This is a genomic window from Heyndrickxia oleronia, from assembly GCF_017809215.1.
GTDB classification, from domain to species: domain Bacteria; phylum Bacillota; class Bacilli; order Bacillales; family Bacillaceae_C; genus Heyndrickxia; species Heyndrickxia oleronia.
In genome coordinates, this window is the sequence record NZ_CP065424.1 from 4,903,234 (window position 1) to 4,926,887 (window position 23,654).

Consider the following 23,654-nt stretch of genomic DNA (forward strand, 5'->3'; position numbering starts at 1 on the left):
TTATATTGTAGCACAATTAACAAGAATTGTGTTTACTATTTATCGATTTCACATTAAGGTTTCATTCTCACAGGCTCTTTTGCTGTTCCATTTCTTCTTCAGTCATTTTTTCACGCCAAATAGTGGCCCCTAAACCTTCTAGTTTTTCAACTAAATTACTATATCCCCGGTCAATATGTTCTAAACCAGTTACTTCAGTAATACCTTCTGCCATTAAACCGGCAATTACAAGGGCAGCACCAGCCCGTAGGTCACTTGCTTTTACCTTTGCTCCTTGTAGAGTAGTAGGTCCATTAATGATTGCGGAACGACCTTCAACCTTGATGTTCGCATTCATTCTTCTTAATTCATCAATATGCTTAAATCGTGCAGAATAAATCGTATCTGTTACTACAGAAGTTCCTTCTGCCTTAGTTAGAAGTGAAGTAAAAGGTTGTTGCAAATCAGTTGGAAAACCAGGATATACCAAGGTTTTTATATCAACTGCTTTCAAATGTTCGCCTTTGCCAATGAAGATTTGCTCATCGCCGACCTCTATTGGAACGCCCATTTCACGAAGCTTTGCAGTCAATGATTCTAAGTGATGCGGTATTACATTATCAATTAATACACCATCACCAGCAGCTGCACCTAGTAACATAAATGTCCCTGCTTCAATACGATCGGGAATAATTGTATGGCGACAACCATTTAATGATTCTACACCTTCGATTCGTATGACATCAGTTCCGGCTCCCTTTATTTTTGCTCCCATATTTGTAAGTAAGGTCGCTACATCAATGATTTCTGGTTCCTTTGCAGCGTTTTCAATGACAGTTTTCCCTTTTGCTTTGACTGCAGCCAACATAATATTAATGGTCGCACCTACACTAACAACATCCAGATAAATTCTTGCACCATGCAATTCATCTGCTCGTAAGTATATTGCACCTTGCTCATTTGTCACCTTTGCACCTAAAGCCTCAAACCCTTTAATGTGCTGATCAATAGGTCTTGGACCTAAATGACAACCACCAGGCAATCCGATCACAGCTTTTTTAAATCTTCCAAGCATAGCTCCCATTAAATAATAGGATGCACGAAGTTTTTTGACCTTTCCATTTGGTAGTGGCATCGAAACCATTTGTGTTGGATCTACTACCATTTCACCGTCTTCAAATGTAACCGCCCCACCGATTTCTTCCAATAAAGTTTTCAAAATTCCAACATCTGAAATATTGGGTAAACCTTCTATCGTCACAGGGGTTTCTGCTAGGATCGTGGCAGGTATTAAAGCAACCGCACTGTTTTTAGCGCCACTTACTTTAATTGTTCCTTTTAATGAATATCCCCCTGCAATCTTTAGTTTTTCCATTTTATACTCCCTTCCGTAGATCTGGGTTTTGACCAAAAACAGCTTTATACAATCAACCAGATGAATGGGCTGTATATAGAAATTATGCTTTTCTACATACTCATATCCTCTACGATACCACTATCATCATCGAGGTTAAATAGAGAATGATGTCAATATCATTAAGTTTTACCATATGCCTTCCTAATTCATACCTTTTTACCATTCTGTAAATTGTTTTCTCTTATTTTTGCAGATGTGAATCCCAATCTTGCAAAAATTGTTCAATTCCTTTGTCCGTTAGTGGATGTTTAAATAATTGCATGATTACTTTAAAAGGAACCGTTGCAATATGTGCACCCGCTAATGCAGCATCCGTGATATGTTGGGGGTGCCTAATAGATGCAGCAATAATTTCTGTATTAATTTGATGAGTTTCAAAAATTTCTGCTATCGTGGATACAAGCTCAATTCCATTATGACCGATATCATCTAGTCTTCCTAAAAATGGAGATACATATGATGCTCCAGCACGGGCAGCCATCAATGCTTGATTTGCACTAAAAATTAACGTTACATTGGTTTTTATTCCCTCTTTCGAGAAAATATGTACAGCTTTTAAGCCTTCTGGAGTCATTGGAACCTTTATCGTAATATTTGGGGCAATTTTAGCAAGTTCGCGTCCTTCTTTAACCATACCTTCTGCATCTAAGGCAATTACCTCAGCGCTAACAGAACCTGTAACGAAACTAGTGATTTCCTTTAAGCGTTCAGGAAAAGATACATTCTCTTTTGCTACTAGTGACGGATTAGTTGTTACACCTGCTATAATACCAAGTTCAAATGCTTGTTTAATTTCTTCCAAATTTGCCGTATCAATAAAAAATTTCATTTTACTCACCTCTGCATAAAAAATTTATATATATACACCGAAACCGCCTAGGATAAGGCGGTTTCACAAGTTGTAGGTCTAAGTTGTTTAAAAATTATAGTAGTAATTATATTAAGCTTTATTAGAAGAACCAAATTCGCGTATTTTACCAATTACAGTTTCTTTTATGGCATCACGAGCAGGTCCTAAATATTTTCTAGGATCATACATTTCTGCGTCTGCAGCAAGTACTTCACGCACTTTTTTTGCTGAAGCAATTTGGTTTTCTGTATTTACATTAATTTTAGCTGTTCCTAAAGAAATCGCCTTTTGAATATCTTTTGTTGGGATACCTGTTCCTCCATGTAAAACTAAAGGAAGACCTGTAGCTTTACCTATCTCTTCCATTTCCTTGAAACCAAGATTTGGTTCACCTTTGTAAGGACCATGAACAGAACCCAATGCTGGAGCAAGTGTATCAATACCTGTACGCTTCACTAGTTCTTGACATTCATTCGGATCTGCATAAATGACACCATTTGCAACCACATCATCTTCTTGTCCACCAACTGTTCCAAGTTCTGCTTCTACAGAAACATCTTTAGCATGTGCATATTCAACTACTTTAGATGTAATCGCCACATTTTCTTCAAATGGATGGTGTGAAGCATCAATCATCACTGAAGTAAATCCAGCATCAATAGCTTCTTTACATTTATCATAGCTTGAACCGTGATCCAAATGAATAGCAACTGGTACTGTAATCTTATAGTCTTCCATTAAACCTTCTACCATTTTTACTACTGTTTTAAAACCACCAATATAGCGACCAGCACCTTCAGAAACCCCAAGGATAACTGGTGACTTTTCTTCTTCTGCTGCAAGAAGAATCGCTTGTGTAAATTCTAAATTATTAATATTGAATTGACCAACAGCATAATGGCCTTCTTTAGCTTTATTGAGCATTTCAGTCATAGAGACTAATGGCATGATACATTTTCCTCCTTTAATTACAGTCAAATTGTCCGTATTTCAAGTACAAAAGTTAGGACGTATTCTACAATCCTTTCCCTTATAGATTAAACAAACAATTTAACATCATACAGGTTAAAATAACATTTTCATCATATCAAATTCGCTTTTCTTTTACCAATGAACATGATCGGATAAAAATAATAAAATTTTTTAAAAAATTTTACCTTCTAACCTTTTACTGGTAAATGCTCTCTCACAGCTTTTCTGATGTCGTCTATATCGAAGGGCTTAGCAAAATGTGTAAGTGCACCCAAATCTTTCGCCTCTTGGATCATGTCCAATTCTCCATAAGCAGTCATAATAATCACGCGAATATCTGGATCAATACTTTTCATTCTTTTTAAAATTTCGATACCATCCATTCCTGGTATTTTCATATCTAACAAGACGAGATCTGGAGAATGCTTCTTTGTAATTTCCAATGCTTGAACGCCATTTGCTGCCTGGAATGTATGATATCCCTCCTTTTTTAGTACTTCATTTAAAAGGATTCGAATTCCAAATTGATCATCAACAATTAATATTTTTTCTTCCATCTTTTTTCCCCCCAAAGTATATGTCTTGTGCTTTTTTCTAACTTTCTTATATTATGTAAAATATGTATTAGGATAAAATGAATGTATCTGATCTTATTATAGACTACTATATATAAAGTTTTTAATTCCACCTTGAAATATATTCTATTTTTCCATACTATTTTCCTGCCATATCGTTTTATTAAGCAGAATATTGAATCAATCTACCTAAATTTTTAAGGAGTGCAAGCTAATGAAGATGTTTTTAACCCAAACAAACGGTTTATTTTCTAGAATTTACGAACAAGAACAATTCTCCATTGAAGATTGTGCAAGATTATTGGCACAAGCTGCTGTCGGGGAAGGAAACATATATATTAAAGGTTTTAATGAGATGGAGTCAGTGACCATTGAAGCATTAAATGGTGCAGAACCATTTTTAAATGCCCAGCTCTTAACAGACATAAACGCAGTTACTGATGCGGATCGAGTATTATTAATCACAAGATTTTCCAATGATAAAGAAGCAATAGATCTTGCCGAAAAATTAGTAGCATCCCATATCCCTTTTGCTGCAATTTCTGGAAAATTGAAGAGTGAAACCAATGATCTGCAAAATTTAGCAGATGTACATATCCATACATCTCTACTCAAACCGATGCTTCCTACAGAAACTGGTGATAGAGTCTGTTTCCCTTCTTCAATGACTGCTCTATTTATTTACCATTGTATAAAGCTTGCCTTTGATGACATCATGGAGGAATACTAGAAACACATTCACGCTGTTTTCATATAATTTATTGCTTTTGTAAACGCCCATTCCCGGCTTATAGAGCAGAATAAAATAAACCCCTTAGCGAATTTTTGGAGAGACCCAAATAAATGAGACAAGGAAAAAACACCCCCTGAATCGTATTAATACAATATGATTCTTAGGAGGGTGTTTTTCTATGGGCACAAGAGTACATTACGCAGAAGAAGTAAAATGGGAAGTAATTAAAATGAAACAAGCTGGAATGACAAACAAAGAAATAATGGAACAACTGGGGATAAAAAATAAGACTCAAATTAAAACATGGATGCGATGGTACAAAACAGGCCAAACCTATCGATTTTCGCAACAAGTTGGAAAACAATATTCCTACGGTAAAGAATCGGAGGAAATGAGTGAGCTAGAAGAATTAAAACTAAAGAATAAACAGCTAGAGGCTCAATTGGCAATTATAAAAAAGTACCAGGAGATCGAAAGGAGTTGGAGCCACGAGTCATTGTCCAAGTTGTAGAAGAACTCTCAGCCACTTTTAAAATAATTGATATTCTTGGAGTATTAGGCATACCTAAGTCAACATATTACCGTTGGAAAAAGAAGTATAAAAAAGTTGAGCTAACTTCATTAGAAGAGCTAGTAATCAAGCTGTGTAAGAAAAACTTCTATCACTATGGTCATCGTAAAATTAAATCCATCCTAAACAGAAAGTATGGGATAAATGTAAACCGCAAAACTGTACAAAAAATTATGCAAAAGTTTGAGATTCAGTGTCAAGTTAAGAAGAAGCGACAAAAGTACATTTGTGGTGAGAGTAATATTATTGTGCCGAACACTCTCAATCGTAATTTTAAAGCAAGCCGATTAAATGAAAAATGGGTAACCGACATTACCTACTTACCTTATGGCTCGACTATGTTATATTTATCAACGATTATGGACTTATATAACAACGAAATAGTGGCTTACAAAATAGGTACGAGCCAAGATATTAACCTAGTATTAGACACATTGAGGGAAGCTGTAGAATTACGTAAACCAGTAGGGTTACTTCTTCATAGCGACCAGGGATCTGTCTATACTTCACATGCATATCAGAATTTGGCCAAAGAAAAAGGCATTACCACAAGCATGTCTCGAAAAGGAAACTGCCATGATAATGCCGTCATTGAATCCTTTCACTCCTCGCTAAAGTCGGAAGGATTCAACGCTCAAAGTAGAGCATCTATATCCAATTCTAAAGTAGTACAAATTGTAAATCAATACATGTATCGATATAATCATGTACGAATTCAGGCAAAATTAAACTACCTGTCCCCACTGGAATACAGGGGACAGGCAGCATAGGTGTTTTTTCTAAGTCTCATTTTAACGGGTCAGTTCATTTTATTGCTAGGGGGTTTATTTATTAAAGAAAATAATATTTAACAACCAGTCACAGTGTCATTATTTTATTTATTATTTAAAGCTGATTCAATAAATCCACGGAATAGTGGTTGTGGACGAGTAGGTCTTGATGTAAATTCTGGATGGAATTGTGCAGCAACAAACCAAGGATGATCCTCAATTTCAATCACTTCGACAAGTCTTCCGTCTGGGCTTGTACCAGAGAAAACAAATCCAGCTGCTTCCATTTGTTCGCGATACTCATTATTAAATTCATAACGATGACGATGGCGTTCTTCAATCATGTCATTTTGATATACATCAAATGCTTTTGATCCCTTTTCAATTTTACATGGGTATAAACCTAAGCGTAATGTACCACCTAAATCTTCAATTTCCTTTTGCTCAGGAAGAAGATCGATAATTGGATACGGAGTATTAGGATCTAATTCAGAAGAATGTGCTCCTTTAAGTCCAAGAACATTTCGAGCATATTCAACAGATGCCAACTGCATACCTAGACAAATTCCAAGGAAAGGTACCTTGTTTTCTCGAGCATATTGTATAGCAAGAATTTTACCTTCAACACCACGATCTCCAAATCCACCAGGTACTAAAATACCATCTGCATCCATTAGAAGATCTTTCACATTTTCCTCTGTAACATTCTCAGCATTGATCCAATTAATATCAATATCTGAATCATATGCATAGCCTGCATGTTTTAGTGCTTCGACAACAGAAAGATAGGCATCAGGTAATTCAACATACTTCCCTACTAAAGCGATCTTTGTGACTTTAGATAAGTTTCGTACCTTTTCAACTAAGCCCATCCATTCTGTCATATCAGGTTCATGGCATTGAAGTTTTAAATGATCACAAACAATTTGATCAAGATTTTGATCTCTTAAGGATAATGGAATGGAATATAATGTATCTGCATCTCTTGACTCGATAACGGACTTTTCATCAATATCACAGAACAGTGCAATTTTATCCTTCATATCCTGAGATATTGGCATTTCTGTACGAACAACAATAATATTTGGTTGAATTCCTAGGCTTCGTAATTCTTTTACGCTATGCTGCGTTGGTTTAGTCTTCATTTCGCCAGCAACTTTAATGTATGGCACAAGTGTACAATGGATGTACATAACATTGTCACGCCCAACATCACTTTTAATTTGGCGAATGGCTTCTAGAAACGGTAAAGACTCGATATCCCCGACAGTTCCACCTATTTCCGTAATGACTACGTCAGAATCAGTCACTTCACCTGCACGGAATACCCTACTTTTAATTTCATTTGTAATATGTGGGATAACTTGAACGGTACCACCAAGATACTCACCACGTCTCTCTTTTCTAAGAACTTCCGAATACACTTTACCTGTTGTCACACTACTGTATTTAGTTACGTTAATATCAATAAAACGTTCATAGTGACCTAAATCTAAATCCGTTTCAGCACCATCATCTGTTACAAAAACCTCACCATGTTGATATGGACTCATTGTTCCAGGATCCACATTGATATAAGGATCGAACTTTTGTGTAGTTACTTTTAATCCTCGGTTTTTTAATAATCTCCCTAAGGATGCTGCGATAATTCCTTTTCCAAGTGAAGATACAACTCCACCAGTTACAAAAATGTATTTTGTCACAATTTTTTCCCCCTTCAACATACAGTTATTGTTACACAATATAGTTTCAGTTAGTCTGAAAAACGATTGGGATTTTCGTATATAAAAATAAAAAAGCTCCCCCTCAAATAACAAAGGGGAGCATCGTATACTTATTCGTTCCTTTTTAAAGGAGCCCAAATAAAATACTACCTGCCTAACGAAAAGAAGTCAAGCGGATTATTTATCCTCTTCTTCCTCTTCCACATCTAGTTCTTCATCATCATCTTCGTCTAGATCATACTCATCTTCACCGATTAAATCATCGTCTTCAAAGACTTCATCATCATCTTCTTCATCATCAAGATCCTCGAAATCGTCTTCATCAATTTCATCTTCATCTTCATCAAGTAGATCATCTTCGTCTTCAAAGTCATCAAGGTCATCATAATCAAGATCGTCATCTTCTAATAAATCATCTTCGTCTTCATCAACGACCTTTTTCGCCTTTTTCTTCTTGGACTTAGTAGGTGCAGTTACTTCCTCATCAATTTGATCATAAGGATACCACGTACGTAGCCCCCATCTATTTTCACCAAGACTAATAAAACGGCCATCAATATTTAGATCTGTGTAAAATTGCACCATTCTTGCTTTTATTTCTTCTGTAGATAGATCTAGAAGCTTTGCTAATTCATCTACTAAATCAGAAAATGAGATTGCTTGTTTACTTTCTTCTAGATATTGATGCGCTAACTCGATAAGAGACATCTCACGTAAATCTTCTTTTGATAATTGCTGTAAACTCAAATTTCGCACTTCCTTTCACTATTTCACACTCCTAATTTTTTGGAGTGAAAAGGGCAGAAATCAATAAATAATAGCAAAATACATATTTATCATTATAAACAGATCTAAAACATTTATGCTAGCTTTAATATCCCTTTTTCAACGTTTTTTAATTACAAATAAAAATTAATTCATTCATTAGAACGTTTTAAATAGCGAAACCCTAAATAGAAAAGAATGAATGACAAAAGCAATAAAGGGATAGCACCTAACTGTTTTGTATACAATACATATCCAATTATCACAAAAAGGATAAAACCTATATATTTCAACAAGGCTTTAAATGACATGTTTACACATCCTATTTAGGCACTCTCATACTAAAGAATGAACCTCTCATTTGATTCTACCTTTATTTTGCCCTACCATTCAATAAATTCAAGTCTAAATAAATTTTTCCCTCAAATTCCCAACAAGAATGAACCGTCAATGTCCCTTCTCTCCTAAACAAAAACAATCCTATTACAGTTTTCAAAGCTTTCTTCTTAAACCAAAGAAACTGGCTTATATCGCCAGCATTTAATTCTTTGGTTTACCTATTTTCTTTATTTGCATTTATCATGTTGTTGGTCCCTAAAAAAACAGCTTACATATTTCTGCGATATTGCCCTCCTACTTCATATAGGGCTTTTGTAATCTGGCCAAGACTTGCCACTTTAACTGTTTCCATTAATTCAGCAAATATATTTCCACCACTTACAGCTGTTTCTTTCAATCTCAGCAATGCTTGCTCAATATTATCAGAATTTCTTTCCTTAAATTGGTTTAAATGCAGGATTTGCGATTCCTTCTCTTCCTTTGTTGCACGGGCTAGTTCAATGCTATTCATTTCCTCTTCTGAAGGTGGGTTTGGATTTAAATACGTATTCACACCAATAATAGGTAATTCTCCACTATGCTTTTTCATTTCATAAAACATGGACTCCTCTTGGATTTTTCCACGTTGATATTGCGTTTCCATTGCACCTAGTACCCCACCGCGATCATTTAAGCGATCAAATTCAGCAAGGACTGCCTCCTCAACTAAATCGGTTAATTCTTCAATGATAAATGATCCTTGTAACGGATTTTCATTTTTCGTTAATCCGTGTTCCTTCGTAATAATCATTTGAATAGCCATTGCTCTTCTTACTGATTCCTCAGTCGGCGTTGTTATCGCTTCATCATATGCATTCGTATGAAGGGAGTTACAATTATCATGTAGAGCCATTAATGCTTGTAATGTAGTTCGTATATCATTAAAATCAATTTCCTGCGCATGCAGCGAACGCCCAGAAGTTTGAATATGATATTTTAACTTTTGACTTCTTTCATTCGCTCCATATTTATCCCTCATGACTGTAGCCCAAATCCGACGTGCCACACGACCAATAACACTATATTCCGGATCTAAACCATTAGAAAAGAAGAAGGATAGATTAGGTGCGAAATCGTTAATATCCATTCCACGACTTAAATAGTATTCAACATATGTGAAGCCATTTGCTAACGTAAAGGCTAATTGGGATATTGGGTTAGCACCTGCTTCTGCTATATGGTAGCCAGATATGGACACTGAGTAATAATTGCGTACTTTATGATCAATAAAATATTGCTGTATATCTCCCATCATTCGTAATGCGAATTCCGTTGAGAAGATGCATGTATTCTGACCTTGATCCTCTTTCAAAATATCTGCTTGAACCGTTCCTCTTACCACTTGTAAAGTCTGTTCTTTCACCTGTGTAAATTCTTCTACAGATAGCACTCTACCAAGCTCTTTTTCCTTTAACTGCACTTGTTGATCGATGGCAGTATTCATATACATTGCTAAAATAATAGGTGCAGGACCATTGATAGTCATTGAAACTGATGTTGATGGGTGACATAAATCAAAACCTGCATATAGTTTCTTCATATCATCCAATGTACAAATACTTACACCAGATTCTCCAACCTTTCCATAAATGTCAGGGCGATAATCGGGATCCTCACCATAAAGAGTGACGGAATCAAAGGCTGTACTTAATCGCTTGGCAGGATCATTCTCAGACAAGTAATGGAAGCGCCGATTTGTTCTTTCTGGTGTTCCTTCACCAGCAAATTGACGTTTCGGATCCTCACCTTCTCGTTTAAAAGGGAAAACCCCAGCTGTATAAGGAAATGAACCAGGAACATTTTCTTTATAAACCCAACGAAGAATTTCTCCATAATCCTCGTATTTCGGTAAGGCAACCTTTGGTATATCTAATCCTGACAAACTCTTAGTTGTTAACTCAGTAATAATTTCTTTGTCACGAATTTTTGTTACAAATTGCTTGGAAGTATATTTTTCCTTAGTCTGTTCCCACGTTTGGATGATACGTTTTGATTCGTTAGTAAGGTTTTCATAGATCTCATCTTTAATAGTTTGTAGCGAATTTAGTACCTCTTCATTTGCTTTTTTATCGGTTACTGCCTGAATTGCACCTTCTAATTGGAAAAGCTTTCTTGCTAATTGAACCTGTTTTTCAGCATTTTTGTGATAATTTCTTACTGTTTCTGATATTTCACGTAAATAATAGCGACGACTATTTGGTATAATGACATTTTGCTTTTCAACTTTAGCATTTTTTGAAAAAGAAACCTCCCAATCGGTTCCCATCTTCTCATTAACCTTTTCAATCAATGCAGCAAACAACGCATTCGTACCTGGGTCATTAAATTGACTTGCAATTGTACCATAAACGGGCATATTCCCAAGTTCTTGATCAAATAATAGATGACTGCGTTGATATTGCTTTTGTACTTGACTCTTTGCGTCTTCTGAGCCCTTCCGTTCAAACTTGTTAATCACAATAAGATCAGCGTAATCAATCATGTCAATTTTCTCTAGCTGAGATGGAGCCCCAAACTCACTAGTCATGACATACATCGAAATATCACTAATCTCTGCAATTTCTGCATCCCCTTGACCAATACCACTCGTTTCAACGATGATTAAATCATACCCTGCAGCCTTTACTACATTAATTGCATCACGGATTGCTAAGCTTAGCTCTGATCTCGATCCCCTTGTTGCTAAGCTTCTCATATACACACGTGAATCAAAGATGGCATTCATCCGAATTCGATCCCCTAAAAGTGCTCCACCAGTTTTTTGCTTTGTAGGGTCAATAGATAATATAGCAACCTTCTTTTCGGGTATTTCATTCAAAAATCGACGAATTAACTCATCAGTTAAAGAACTTTTCCCAGCTCCCCCTGTACCAGTAATACCAATGACCGGTGCATTTGAATTCAACGTTTTGATCTCCTGAAAAGCCATTTCAGCCGCTGATGCGACTTCATCTTTTATCCCTACTTGATTCTCTGCAAGTGTAATCATCTTAGCTATGGATCTAACATTTCCTTCTTTTAGTTTGGTCACCTCATCATTAATATTCCCCTCAATTGTTGGATGATCACATTCTTTTAGCATAATATTAATCATTCCTTGAAGACCAAACTTTCGACCATCATCAGGAGAGAAAATCCAGGCGATCCCATAATCATGGAGCTCCTTTATTTCTCTCGGGATAATAACACCGCCACCACCGCCATAAATACGTATATGGGAAGCATCTTTTTCCTGAAGAAGATCGTACATATATTTAAAATATTCAACATGTCCACCTTGATAGGATGATATCGCAATCCCCTGTACATCCTCCTGTATGGCCGCATTGACTACCTCTTCAACCGAACGATTATGGCCAAGATGTATCACCTCAGCACCACTTGATTGTATAATCCTTCTCATAATATTAATCGACGCATCATGTCCATCAAATAAGCTAGATGCAGTAACAAAGCGCACAGAGTGTTTAGGCTTATAAATTTCGACCGTACTCAATTTCTCTCCCCCTGTTCTTCATTGTTTGTTTTGGCTTTCCATTTTAGATGTTAGCTCTTTCACATAGATTGATGATTTTCGTTTATACTTATAAACTAGTTGTTAAAAACCACTAATTCCTTTTAAAAGTAGATTCGTTTGTAGTTCGATATACTCTTCAAGAGAATATTTCTTTCTAAGAGCCCACCTTCTAAATCCCCACATCTGTCCCTGAACAAAAATATTATGTGCTAATAAATCGATATGAGGATCATCCATCATCCATTCACCATTTTCAATACAACGACGGATCAATGTTTCAAACATTCCTACCATTTCCATCTCTTTTTTCAGAACATATGGTAGAGCATCTTTGGATAAGGACTTTGCCTCCTGGTACATGACTAACACTTCATCTTGCATTTCGTCCATAATCTTGAAATAATAAGCAATCCCAAGCTTTAGACTTTCAAGAGTCCCCTTTTCTACATCCATCCCCTGTAAGCGATCACGTACTTGGTCATATATACTATCACAGACAAGATAAAGAATATCTTCCTTCGTTCGGATATACTCATACAATGTACCGATACTAAAACCCGCTGCCTGAGCAATCTCCCTTGTAGTTGTGCGGTGATACCCCTTTTCCTTAAAAAGAGCCACTGCACCTCGAATCATTTGCGTCCTACGCATATTGATCAACCGTTCATCCTTCACAGAAGCATGCACTTTTCTTTTCTTATTCACAATCATCACCTTCTCTCCCATCCAAACCCTTTAAGCCATTCATGCTATCCCCTTTAACAATGGCTATCTTATTTAGTGAGCATTCTAGAGATGACTAGACGTTGAATTTCTTGTGTACCTTCATAGATTTGAGTGATTTTAGCATCGCGCATATATCTTTCGACAGGGTAATCCTTGGTGTAACCATACCCTCCAAAGATTTGCACAGCTTCTGTCGTAACCTTCATTGCTGTATCACCTGCTAAGAGCTTAGACATCGCCGATTCTTTTCCATATGGAAGGCCATTTGATTCTAACCATGCAGCTTGGTATGTCAATAGTCGAGAAGCTTCGATGCTTGTCGCCATATCTGCTAATTTAAATGCAATCCCCTGATTTGCCACAATAGGTTTTCCAAACTGCTGACGCTCTCTTGCATAGGCTACAGATGCATCAAGAGCACCTTGCGCAATGCCAACGGCTTGAGCGGCTATCCCATTTCTTCCACCATCGAGTGTCATCATTGCAATTTTAAATCCTTGCCCCTCTTCACCTAGTAAATTTTCTTTAGGGACTTTACATTCTTCAAAAATAATTTCTGTAGTTGGTGAGGAACGAATCCCAAGCTTTTTCTCCTTTTTCCCCACAGAGAAACCTGGAAAATCCTTTTCAATAATAAAAGCACTAGTTCCTTTTTGTTTGCTTGCTGGATCAGTTAAAGCAAACACTACATAAATATCAGCTATACCACCATTTGTAATAAATATCTTTGATCCGTTTAAAACGTAATGATCCCCTTCTAATCGAGCAGTGGTTTGCATTCCTCCAGCATCAGATCCAGAACCTGGCTCTGTTAAGCCATAACCACCAATCTTTTCCCCTTGTGCCATCGGTCGTAAGTATTTTTGTTTTTGCTCCTCTGATCCAAATTTATATATGGGCCATCCAGCAAGCGACGTATGAGCAGATAAAGTGACACCTGTCGAAGCACATACTCTTGATAATTCTTCCACCGCTATGCAATAAGCCAAATAATCACTACCAATTCCGCCATATTCCTCCGGCCAAGGAATCCCTGTAAGCCCTAATTCAGCCATCTTATCAAAGATTTCACGATCAAAACGTTCTTCTTCATCACGCTCTGCAGCTGTTGGAGCCACCTCATTTTCAGCAAAGTCCCGAACCATTTTACGAATCATTTCATGCTCTTCCGATAGTTTGAAATTCATGCTCATTTCCCCCAATAATTGTTTAATTTATAGCTGCTTACTAATCACTAATTTCTGTATTTCACTAGTACCTTCATAGATTTCCGTTATTTTTGCATCTCGAAAATATCTTTCTACAGGATAATCTTCTGTGTATCCGTATCCTCCAAATATTTGAATGGCTTCAGTTGTCGTTTCAACTGCAGTGCGTGAGGAAAAAAGTTTAGCCATCGATGCTTCTGACTTACAAGGAAACCCCTCTGTTTGTAAATTGGCAGAACGATAAACTAATAGCTTTGCAGCCTCAACTTGAGTTGCTATATCTGCAAGTTTAAAACCAACACCTTGCTGAGCAGCGATTGGTTTTCCAAATTGTACCCGTTGTTTCGAGTATTCCACTGATTTTTCTAATGCAGCTTCGGCTATCCCTAAGCTTTGAGCGGCTATACCTATCCTGCCAACATCCAGATTTGCCATAGCAATTTTGAATCCTTGCCCTTCATTACCTAAAAGGTTTTCAGTAGGTACCTTCATATCTTCAAACGTTAGTTGAACTGTCCGAGATCCACGTAGCCCCATCTTATGTTCATCTTTTCCTATGATTAATCCTGGCGTATCCTTTTCAACAATAAAAGCAGAAATACCTTCTTTTCCAGCCTCTGGGTTTGTCACAGCAAATATAATATATGTATCTGCTTCACCACCATTGGTAATAAACACCTTTGACCCATTTATGATATAATGATCATTCTTTCTAGTCGCCTTGGTTTTTTGATTTGCTGCATCGGAACCAGCACTCGGCTCAGTCAAACAAAATGCACCTAAGTATTCACCCGATGCCAGCTTCGGAATATATTTTTGTTTTTGTTCCTCAGTTCCAAAATACAGAATAGGATTGGTTCCTACTGAACTGTGAACAGATAAAATAACACCAATCGTTGCACTCACTCTTGATAGCTCGTGAATGGCAATAATATACGATGTGAAATCCATCCCTGCCCCACCATATTTCTCGGGAATGGTTATGCCCATTAATCCTATTTCTGCCATTTTTTTAAGTACTTCCTTAGGAAACATCCCCGCCTCCATTTTGTCTATATACGGAGTAATTTCCGTTTCTGCAAAGTCGCGAACCATTTTACGCATCATTTCATGCTCTTCGCTGAATAGTAGATTCATCATAGTCTCCCCTTAAACTATTCGTAGGTGTAAAATCCCCTACCGGATTTCTTGCCAAGCCATCCTGCCTTTACATATTTTCTTAGTAATGGGCATGGGCGGTATTTATCATCCCCAAAACCTTCATGTAAAGTTTCCATAATATACAAGCACGTATCTAAACCAATAAAGTCAGCCAAAGTTAGCGGTCCCATCGGGTGATTCATCCCGAGTTTCATCACCTCATCAATTGCTTCCTTTGTTGCCACTCCTTCATACAAAGTAAAAATGGCTTCATTAATCATTGGCATTAATACGCGGTTCGAAACGAAACCTGGAAAATCATTCACTTCTACAGGAACCTTTTTCAAAGTCTTCGTCATGTCCTCTACTGCCTGATAAACTTCATCAGCAGTTGCCAATCCACGAATGATCTCAACAAGTTTCATTACAGGCACCGGATTCATAAAATGCATTCCAATCACTTTCTCTGGTCGATTGGTTGCAGCTGCAATCTCTGTAATCGGCAATGAAGAAGTATTAGAGGCTAAAATTGCGTGTGCAGGAGCATAAATGTCTAATTCTTTAAAAATTTTACTTTTTATCTCCATATTTTCTACAGCAGCTTCAATAACAATATCTACATTTTGCGAATCCTGTAGTGTTGTTGAGTGAATAAATTTCGAGAGGATATCATTCTTTTCTTCTTCTGTGATTCGTCCTTTATCCACTTGCCTCGTTAAATTTTTTGAAATGACTGCCATTCCTTTTTCAATAAATTCCTCTTTTAAATCATTTAAATACACAGTATATCCTGCTTGAGCACAAACTTGAGCAATTCCTGATCCCATTTGCCCAGCGCCAATTATCATTACTGACTTAATTTCCATTTTTGAAAACCCCCTTGTATAATGAACCAGTGATAAATGAGTCATTTCGCACGAAACTTAGCTTGATTTGCGTAAATTCATAGGTGATTCGTACGAAATTTACTAAGTTTCGCACGAAATCCACCTAATTTCCTCTCACTTCAACCATGATGGCATCCCCTTGACCACCACCCGAACATATTGCTGCAATCCCAATGCCTCCACCACGTCGCTTCAATTCATAAATTAAGGTCAAAATAATTCGAGCCCCACTCGCTCCAATAGGATGGCCAAGTGCAATCGCTCCACCATTTACATTAACCTTCTCTGGATCTAATCCTGCGATCTTACTGCTAGCAAGGGATACAGCTGCAAAAGCTTCATTGATTTCAAACAAATCTATTTCATCTAAAGCACGCCCTGTTTTCTTTAATAATTCATTAATGACAAGTCCAGGAGTTTGCGGGAAGTCTTTTGCTTCAACCGCAATAGCTGTATGCCCAAGTATATATGCCAATGGTTCAACTCCTGATGATTTCGCCTTTTCCTCACTCATCAAGACCATGGCACAAGCACCATCATTAACACCTGGAGCATTTCCTGCTGTAATTGTTCCATCCTTATCAAAAACTGACGGCAGTGCAGAAAGCTTTTCGAATGTTGTATCACCTCTTGGTGCCTCATCCTTCGTAACAGTAATTGGATCTCCTTTCCTCTGGGGTACTAATACTGGTACAATTTCTTCAGCAAATTTTCCATCCTCCATTGCTTGAATGGCCCTTCTATGGCTCCGTAATGCCCAGTGATCTTGTTCTTCTCTAGTAATCTCAAATTCTTCTGCAGTATTATTTCCATAGGTTCCCATGTGTACCCCTGTGAATGAACAGGTTAGACCATCATGTGTCATCATATCTTTCAAAGCAGTATCACCCATTTTTAAACCCCAACGAGCCTTAGGTAGAAAATAAGGAGAATTTGACATTGATTCCATTCCACCAGCGACAATAATTTCTTCTTCACCTAAACGAATCAGTTGATCTGCTAGTGTTACACTTCTCATTCCAGAAGCACAAACTTTATTGATTGTTTCAGTTTTCGTTTCCCAAGGAATACCAGCATTTCGAGCAGCCTGCCTTGAAGGCAATTGACCTTGACCACCTTGCAGTACAGAGCCAAGAATCACTTCCCCAACTGTCTTGGGTTCAATATTTGCACGGGTCAAAGCCTCTTTAATCACCATTCCACCTAACTCTGATGCTGAAAAAGTGCTCAACACTCCTCCAAATTTCCCAAACGGTGTTCTTGCCCCACTAACAATGACTGTTTTTGTCATCTCTATCCTCTCCTTTAGTAAAATCGAAGATCTCCAACTAATAGAAACCGCTTACAGAATATTGACTGAACGCTCGCTCGATGACTAACTTCATAAATAGGGACAATCGTCCGTCCCCTAGTACACTCAATCTTTTTAATTTTAAGTTTATTTTAAACTAAAAATAGCAGAAATTGAAACATTTTATAAAAAATTCTAAATTATATTTATGTTCAATCTCTGCTATTTACTGAATTAATTCATTTCTTTTATGATGCTATTGTTTGCTCTGGTTCACCACATACTGCTTTTTCTAATAACTCTGCTACATCATACGTTTTGACGGTCTCTTCGACTTCCTTAGCCTTTGTACCGTCAGATAGCATTGTTAAGCAATACGGACATCCTGAACTGATAACAGATGGGTTAACGGCTAATGCCTGCTCAGTTCGTGATACATTTATGCGGTGGCCAGTATCTTCTTCCATCCACATGAGCCCGCCACCAGCACCACAGCACATCCCTTTTTCCCGATTTCTGTCCATTTCAATAAGTTGAACACCAGGTATAGCTTTTAAAATTTCCCTTGGCGGATCATATACATCATTATATCTACCTAAATAACATGAATCATGGAATGTTATTTTTTCTCTAACATCAAATTTCGGTTTTAAACGCCCTTCCTTTACTAACTCATATAGGAGTTCTGTATGATGGAAAACCTCTGCCTCTAAACCAAAATCAGGATATTCCTTCTTAAAAATGTTATAAGCATGCGGATCTATTGTTACAATCTTCTTCACTTCATTCTTTTCAAACTCTGCAATATTTTGACCAGCAAGCTCCTGGAATAAAAATTCATTCCCTAATCGACGTGGGGTATCACCAGAGTTCTTTTCTTTATTACCTAAAATCGCAAATTTTACGCCTGCCTCATTTAGAAGTCTTGCAAAGGATAAGGCAATTTTCTGACTGCGATTATCAAATGATCCCATTGATCCAACCCAGAATAAGTATTCAAACTCTTCACCTGATTTTTTCATCTCTTTAACCGTAGGTACATGTACGTCTTCACGTGCGTCACGCCAGTTTTCACGTTCTTTACGGTTTAACCCCCAAGGATTTCCTTGCCTTTCAATATTCTGCATCGCTCGTTGCGCATCTGCATCCATCTTACCTTCTGTTAATACTAAATAACGACGCAAGTCAATAATTTTATCTACATGCTCATTCATTACTGGACATTGATCTTCACAATTACGGCAGGTTGTACAAGCCCATATTTCCTCCTCAGTGATAACATCTCCGATTAGGCTTGGATTGTATGCCAGCGATGCCGCTGCCTCTTCTACTCCTTTTCCTGCACTAGCAAGTGCTAATTGATTTCCTGTTGTATTTGAAAAGGCAAATTTCGGCACCCATGGTTGCTTCGAAGTTACTGCTGCTCCATAGTTGGTTAAATGATCTCTCAATTTAATAATTAAATCCATTGGTGATAGCATTTTCCCAGTACCTGTTGCAGGGCACATATTGGTACAACGTCCACATTCAACACAAGCATATAAATCAACTAGTTGTAATTGACTAAAATCCTCAATTTTTCCCACACCGAAGGACTCTTGTGATTCATCCTCAAAATCAATTGTATTTAATTTCCCTACTCCATCAAGACGATTTAAATAAACATTTGCAGGACCAGCAATTAAATGAGCATGCTTTCCTTGTGGAACATAGACTAAGAATGATAATAAGAAGATGAGATGAATCCACCAAGCAATATAAAAAACAACAATCGAGGCTGTTTCACCAATCCAACCAAATGCCAATGAAATAAGTGATGCAACAGGCTCTGTCCATGCTGCTTCCTCACCATGCCAGATAATCCCCATTCCATTCCCAATCAGTACTGATATCATGAGTCCGCCGATAAATAAAAGGACCAGACCAGCTTTAAATCCTCTTTTTAAACGTACCAATTTTTCAATATAACGTCGATAAAATGCCCAAACAACTGCGACTAAAATGACTAAGGTGACAATCTCCTGGAAAAATGTAAATGCAGGATAGAGTGGTCCTAATGGTAAATGTGATTCAGGAGCAAGCCCTTTCCAAATAAAATCAATTGCACCAAATTGAACAAGAATAAAGCCATAGAAGAACATGACATGAATAGCCCCACTCTTTTTATCCTTTAATAATTTTTTTTGCCCAAATACGTTCACCCAAATTTTGTTTAATCTTTCTTTTACACGATGGTCAAACTCTACTTTTTTGCCAAGTTTGATATATTTAATCCTTGTTTTAACCACGTATACGAATAACGATACTCCGTAAACGGTTACAAAAAGAAAGGCTATCCAATTAACCCATAGTAACCACGACATCATATACACTCCTCTCCATTGATCCCTTTGTCTAAAAAACCCCTAATTTTCTGAATGTTGCTTACTTACCATTATATAATGAATGAGCATTCAGTCAATGTTTTTCTTTAAAAAGTTTTCCCCTACATGTTTACTTAATTTATGGAGATACTACTGTAACGTCATTCTTTCAAATAGGAGAGGGAATCTATGCTGACATGGCTTTGGATATCATTGAGTGTACTTTTCATAATCATTGCTTTATGTGCAGCAGATTATTTCTTGGGTAAAAGAAATTACCAACTTCATTGCCGAAAAAGAAGCTATCCCATACGTCAAGGAGATATTCATCTTATCAATTGTGGAAAGGATTTATTTTCATCATTTTTTTCAGATATAAATCAAGCAAAAAAGAGTATCAATATTCTTTTTTATATTGTAAAAAATGATCAAATAAGCAAGGAGTTTTTAAAACTTCTTGAAAAAAAAGCTCTCCAAGGGGTTAAGGTCCGTTTGCTTCTTGACTGGTTAGGTAGCCATAATACATCGAAAGACTTAATTTATCGAATTAAACAAGCTGGTGTAGAAGTTTCCTTTTGTCACCGTCCGCGTTTACCCTTCTTTTTTTTCACTTTGCAGCAAAGAAATCACCGAAAATGTGCCATTATCGATGGAGAAATCGGTTATTTAGGTGGATATAATGTTGGTAAGGAATATATTGATAATGACCCAGTCTTATCACCATGGCGAGATTATCACCTACGTATTAAAGGAGAAAGTTTACAGGATTTACATGAAGAGTTTTTTGTTAATTGGTACAGGGCAACTGGGGAATCCTCTGAAAAGCTCCCACCCAAAAATACAAATGGAACAATGAAGCATTGCCTCTTTCCGACCGAAGGAATACGCTTAGAGGAGCAAGTATGTAAACTAATAGATTCAGCTCAAGATATCATTTATATTGGTACACCTTATTTTATCCCTTCAGCTAAAGTTATGAAAAGACTCATTGCTGCGTTAAATAGAGGCATTACTATCAAAATTATTGTTCCTAAAAAGTCGGATCATTTATTAGTAAAAGAAGCATCCTTTCGATATTTTCGTACATTGTTAGCTCAGGGAGCACATGTCTACCAATATTTAAATGGCTTTTACCATGCTAAGGTTATCATTATCGATACCACTGTTTGCCAAATTGGAACAGCAAATTTTGATCGAAGGAGTTTATTTCTAAATCATGAATTAAATTGTTATATTTATGATCAGGATTTTATTGAACGTATGATTAAAGTGGTAGAAAAGGATATACTAGACTCGCATAAGCTTTATAAAGAGGAGCTGGCTCGTACTTCTCTACTAACAAAGGCAAAGGAAGTCGGCGCAAGAATAATCGCTGATATACTTTAAAAAAAGCTCTTTTCTCAAAGATTGTTGCTTTTAAAGTAGAGTATTAACGAGTAATTATTTGGTAAAAAACTTCTACATCTGTCATTTCACTGAGAATAGAGTTAGCTGCAATCTCCATAAGAATCGCTGAATCCTTTATTGGATGATAAAGCCGTGGTTAGGCTTTTACACAAGCAACAAACTAGACAAAAACAGCTCATTTCTAAAATTTAAAGGGTTGTCTGAATATCAGACAACCCTTTGTTTTACATTTTTTCAGGTGCAGAAACACCAATTAAAGCTAGTGCATTTTTCAAGGTAATTTGAACGGCCTTTATTAAGGCTAGACGTGCTTTTGTTAGTTCAGCATTTTCCTTATCTAATACTTTTTCAGCATTATAAAAACTATGGAATGTTGATGCTAAATCATAGATATAGTTAGTAATACGATGCGGAATTCGTTTTTCAGCTGCCTCAGCTATTATTGCAGGGAAATCACCTATTTTCTTCAATACTTCAATCTCTTTTTCTGCATTGATAAGACTAAGATTAGCGGTTTCATCTACAGTTAATCCTTGTTCTTCTGCTTGGCGGAGGATACTGCAAATTCGAGCATGTGCGTATTGTGCATAATAAACAGGGTTTTCATTTGATTGCGAAACAGCCAAATCTAAATCGAAGTCAAGATGAGTATCTGCACTTCTCATTGCAAAAAAGTAACGAGTGGCATCAAGTCCTACTTCCTCAATTAAGTCACGCATTGTTACAGCTTTTCCTGTCCGTTTGCTCATTTTCATTTTTTCCCCGTCTTTAAATAAATGAACAAGCTGAATGATTTCTACTTCTAGATTTTCGGGATTATAGCCTAATGCCTCCATAGCCGCCTTCATACGCGGTATATAACCATGATGATCAGCACCCCAGACATTAATTAACTTTTCAAAACCACGTTCAAATTTATCATTGTGATAAGCAATATCTGGTGTTAAATACGTATACGAACCATCATTTTTGATCAATACGCGATCCTTATCATCACCAAAAGCAGTAGAGCGGAACCATGTGGCACCGTCCAATTCATACACATGTCCACGTTCACGTAAGGTCTTTAACATTTCATCAATTTTATTGTTTTTATACAATGATGTTTCAGAATACCAGACATCAAATGGAACTCGGAAATTTTCTAAATCGGTTTTCAATTTTTCCATTTCATACTCTAAACCATATTGGCGAAAGAACTCAAAACGTTCTTCATCACTTTTTTCAAGGAGCTTTTCACCATATTCATTAGCAAGCTGTTTACCAACTTCTACGATATCTTTTCCGTGATAGCCATCTGCAGGCATTTCTTTCTCTTGTCCAAGTGCTTGATAATAGCGTGCCTCTACTGATAATGCCAAATTATTAATTTGATTTCCTGCATCATTAATATAATATTCACGGCTCACTTCATACCCTGCCGATTCAAGTATATTACACAAAGAATCCCCTACAGCGGCACCACGTGCATGTCCTAAGTGAAGATCACCCGTTGGATTAGCAGAAACAAATTCTACTTGTATTTTCTGGCCTTTTCCTGCATCAGATTGACCGTATTTATCACCTGCAGAGAGCACAGTTGGAATTAAGTCAGTTAAATAGCTATTATTCATATAAAAATTAATGAATCCAGGACCAGCAATTTCAATTTTCTCTATTGAAGCTTTAGAAGGGTCAAAATGAGAAACAATCTCTTCTGCTATCATACGAGGTGCTTTTTTTGCAACACGTGCAAGCTGCATCGCTATATTTGCTGCATAATCTCCATGAGCCTTATCCTTTGGTGTTTCAAGAATGATATCAGGAATTTGTTCTTCTGTTGCAAGGCCAGCTTTGATTATTGCATTTTTTATTTCATTTTTGACATTCATTTGAATTTGTTCGACTATATTCATGAATTTTTATGCCTCCTTATATGTGATTAACATTTCATACTTACCTGAAGAAGCTCCTTGCATCATCAGATCATATGTTAATAAAAATTGACCTTCATTATTGCCTATATTTTTATGTTCAATTTTTTTCGTCTTCGTAGATAGCAAGAATGTGCCGTATGGGCTCTCATATGACCCATTTTTTTCTACATCCTTATGAAAACCTAATCGCATCTTAAGTGCCCCACTACGTAAAATAACTGCACTTTCCTCCGACATTTTTACAATCGTATGTACAGTTCCCTCTTCTAGTTCTTCATTATATTTCAAAAAAGCTGCATCGCCCTTTTGGTAATACTCACCTAAAAGCATTAACTCATACTTCTCGTTTTCCCGATCTTGTGTGATTGTTGTCTTTAAGTGAATTTTGACAGGCATTTGATGACCGACTTCCTCTGCCAAATGATCCACATCCTTTAATTTTTATGTATCTTTAATTTTCTCATT

18 protein-coding genes are annotated in these 23,654 nt (G+C 36.8%); 3 read left to right on the forward strand and 15 right to left on the reverse strand.

Annotated features, from left to right (window positions below; genetic code table 11):
- Window positions 1-67: 67 nt before the first annotated feature.
- The 4 genes from I5818_RS24575 to I5818_RS24590 form a co-directional block, all read right to left on the reverse strand.
- Complete coding sequence (locus tag I5818_RS24575) at window positions 68-1,354, reverse strand: UDP-N-acetylglucosamine 1-carboxyvinyltransferase (protein WP_058005250.1); 1,287 nt, start codon at window positions 1,352-1,354, stop codon at window positions 68-70.
- Between the two features lie 223 nt (window positions 1,355-1,577).
- Window positions 1,578-2,225 carry a fructose-6-phosphate aldolase gene (fsa, locus tag I5818_RS24580; protein ID WP_058005249.1) on the reverse strand — a complete coding sequence of 216 codons (648 nt, stop codon included), beginning with the start codon at window positions 2,223-2,225 and terminating at the stop codon, window positions 1,578-1,580.
- Window positions 2,226-2,336: 111 nt separating this feature from the next.
- Window positions 2,337-3,194: a class II fructose-bisphosphate aldolase gene (locus I5818_RS24585; protein WP_058005248.1), complete on the reverse strand. Its 858-nt coding sequence runs from the start codon at window positions 3,192-3,194 to the stop codon at window positions 2,337-2,339.
- 212 nt (window positions 3,195-3,406) lie between these two features.
- Entirely contained in the window at window positions 3,407-3,775 is a 369-nt protein-coding gene (locus I5818_RS24590) for a response regulator (protein WP_078111466.1), read from the reverse strand.
- Window positions 3,776-4,007: 232 nt separating this feature from the next.
- On the opposite strand from I5818_RS24590, the gene I5818_RS24595 reads away from it, so the two are divergent.
- Both I5818_RS24595 and I5818_RS24600 read left to right on the forward strand, forming a co-directional pair.
- A complete protein-coding gene (locus I5818_RS24595; RefSeq protein ID WP_058005246.1) occupies window positions 4,008-4,523 on the forward strand; it encodes a DUF2529 family protein in 516 nt (171 codons plus the stop codon).
- Between the two features lie 181 nt (window positions 4,524-4,704).
- Window positions 4,705-5,867 (forward strand): IS3 family transposase gene (locus I5818_RS24600; RefSeq protein ID WP_085959889.1). Its coding sequence is split into 2 segments (ribosomal slippage): window positions 4,705-4,981 and window positions 4,981-5,867, totalling 1,164 coding nucleotides; the frame shifts between segments, so codons are not numbered across the junction.
- A 104-nt stretch (window positions 5,868-5,971) separates the two neighbouring features.
- On the opposite strand, the gene I5818_RS24605 is transcribed toward I5818_RS24600, so the two are convergent.
- The 9 genes from I5818_RS24605 to I5818_RS24645 form a co-directional block, all read right to left on the reverse strand.
- Window positions 5,972-7,570 carry a CTP synthase gene (locus I5818_RS24605; protein WP_058006760.1) on the reverse strand — a complete coding sequence of 533 codons (1,599 nt, stop codon included), beginning with the start codon at window positions 7,568-7,570 and terminating at the stop codon, window positions 5,972-5,974.
- Window positions 7,571-7,768: 198 nt separating this feature from the next.
- Complete coding sequence (gene rpoE / locus I5818_RS24610; RefSeq protein ID WP_390883583.1) at window positions 7,769-8,347, reverse strand: DNA-directed RNA polymerase subunit delta; 579 nt, start codon at window positions 8,345-8,347, stop codon at window positions 7,769-7,771.
- A 616-nt stretch (window positions 8,348-8,963) separates the two neighbouring features.
- On the reverse strand, window positions 8,964-12,230 hold the full coding sequence (icmF, locus tag I5818_RS24615) for a fused isobutyryl-CoA mutase/GTPase IcmF (protein ID WP_078110158.1): 3,267 nt from the start codon (window positions 12,228-12,230) through the stop codon (window positions 8,964-8,966).
- Between the two features lie 102 nt (window positions 12,231-12,332).
- Window positions 12,333-12,962, reverse strand: a complete 630-nt coding sequence (locus I5818_RS24620; RefSeq protein ID WP_058006764.1) for a TetR/AcrR family transcriptional regulator — start codon at window positions 12,960-12,962, stop codon at window positions 12,333-12,335.
- Between the two features lie 62 nt (window positions 12,963-13,024).
- On the reverse strand, window positions 13,025-14,164 hold the full coding sequence (locus tag I5818_RS24625) for an acyl-CoA dehydrogenase (protein ID WP_058006765.1): 1,140 nt from the start codon (window positions 14,162-14,164) through the stop codon (window positions 13,025-13,027).
- A gap of 27 nt (window positions 14,165-14,191) precedes the next feature.
- A complete protein-coding gene (locus I5818_RS24630; RefSeq protein ID WP_058006766.1) occupies window positions 14,192-15,322 on the reverse strand; it encodes an acyl-CoA dehydrogenase in 1,131 nt (376 codons plus the stop codon).
- Window positions 15,323-15,339: 17 nt separating this feature from the next.
- A complete protein-coding gene (locus I5818_RS24635; RefSeq protein ID WP_078110157.1) occupies window positions 15,340-16,191 on the reverse strand; it encodes a 3-hydroxybutyryl-CoA dehydrogenase in 852 nt (283 codons plus the stop codon).
- A gap of 124 nt (window positions 16,192-16,315) precedes the next feature.
- On the reverse strand, window positions 16,316-17,503 hold the full coding sequence (locus I5818_RS24640; RefSeq protein WP_078110156.1) for an acetyl-CoA C-acetyltransferase: 1,188 nt from the start codon (window positions 17,501-17,503) through the stop codon (window positions 16,316-16,318).
- 248 nt (window positions 17,504-17,751) lie between these two features.
- Complete coding sequence (locus tag I5818_RS24645) at window positions 17,752-19,866, reverse strand: 4Fe-4S dicluster domain-containing protein (RefSeq protein WP_078110155.1); 2,115 nt, start codon at window positions 19,864-19,866, stop codon at window positions 17,752-17,754.
- A gap of 189 nt (window positions 19,867-20,055) precedes the next feature.
- Between I5818_RS24645 and cls the strand changes: the two genes are divergently transcribed.
- Window positions 20,056-21,252 carry a cardiolipin synthase gene (cls, locus tag I5818_RS24650; RefSeq protein ID WP_078110154.1) on the forward strand — a complete coding sequence of 399 codons (1,197 nt, stop codon included), beginning with the start codon at window positions 20,056-20,058 and terminating at the stop codon, window positions 21,250-21,252.
- Between the two features lie 245 nt (window positions 21,253-21,497).
- Here cls and argS read toward each other — a convergent pair whose 3' ends face one another.
- The gene (gene argS / locus I5818_RS24655; protein WP_058005781.1) at window positions 21,498-23,168 is read right to left on the reverse strand and encodes an arginine--tRNA ligase; all 1,671 of its coding nucleotides are present in this window, start codon (window positions 23,166-23,168) and stop codon (window positions 21,498-21,500) included.
- 6 nt (window positions 23,169-23,174) lie between these two features.
- Complete coding sequence (locus I5818_RS24660; RefSeq protein ID WP_235849644.1) at window positions 23,175-23,609, reverse strand: YwiB family protein; 435 nt, start codon at window positions 23,607-23,609, stop codon at window positions 23,175-23,177.
- Between the last annotated feature and the right edge of the window lie 45 nt (window positions 23,610-23,654).

Excerpts from the sequence above, each read along its gene's own strand:
- I5818_RS24575 (WP_058005250.1), bottom strand. The coding sequence starts at position 1,354 with ATGGAAAAACTAAAGATTGCAGGGGGATATTCATTAAAAGGAACAATT.
- fsa (WP_058005249.1), bottom strand. The coding sequence starts at position 2,225 with ATGAAATTTTTTATTGATACGGCAAATTTGGAAGAAATTAAACAAGCA.
- I5818_RS24585 (WP_058005248.1), bottom strand. The coding sequence starts at position 3,194 with ATGCCATTAGTCTCTATGACTGAAATGCTCAATAAAGCTAAAGAAGGC.
- I5818_RS24590 (WP_078111466.1), bottom strand. The coding sequence starts at position 3,775 with ATGGAAGAAAAAATATTAATTGTTGATGATCAATTTGGAATTCGAATC.
- I5818_RS24595 (WP_058005246.1), top strand. The coding sequence starts at position 4,008 with ATGAAGATGTTTTTAACCCAAACAAACGGTTTATTTTCTAGAATTTAC.
- I5818_RS24620 (WP_058006764.1), bottom strand. The coding sequence starts at position 12,962 with ATGATTGTGAATAAGAAAAGAAAAGTGCATGCTTCTGTGAAGGATGAA.
- I5818_RS24625 (WP_058006765.1), bottom strand. The coding sequence starts at position 14,164 with ATGAATTTCAAACTATCGGAAGAGCATGAAATGATTCGTAAAATGGTT.
- I5818_RS24630 (WP_058006766.1), bottom strand. The coding sequence starts at position 15,322 with ATGAATCTACTATTCAGCGAAGAGCATGAAATGATGCGTAAAATGGTT.
- I5818_RS24635 (WP_078110157.1), bottom strand. The coding sequence starts at position 16,191 with ATGGAAATTAAGTCAGTAATGATAATTGGCGCTGGGCAAATGGGATCA.
- I5818_RS24640 (WP_078110156.1), bottom strand. The coding sequence starts at position 17,503 with ATGACAAAAACAGTCATTGTTAGTGGGGCAAGAACACCGTTTGGGAAA.
- I5818_RS24645 (WP_078110155.1), bottom strand. The coding sequence starts at position 19,866 with ATGTCGTGGTTACTATGGGTTAATTGGATAGCCTTTCTTTTTGTAACC.
- cls (WP_078110154.1), top strand. The coding sequence starts at position 20,056 with ATGCTGACATGGCTTTGGATATCATTGAGTGTACTTTTCATAATCATT.
- argS (WP_058005781.1), bottom strand. The coding sequence starts at position 23,168 with ATGAATATAGTCGAACAAATTCAAATGAATGTCAAAAATGAAATAAAA.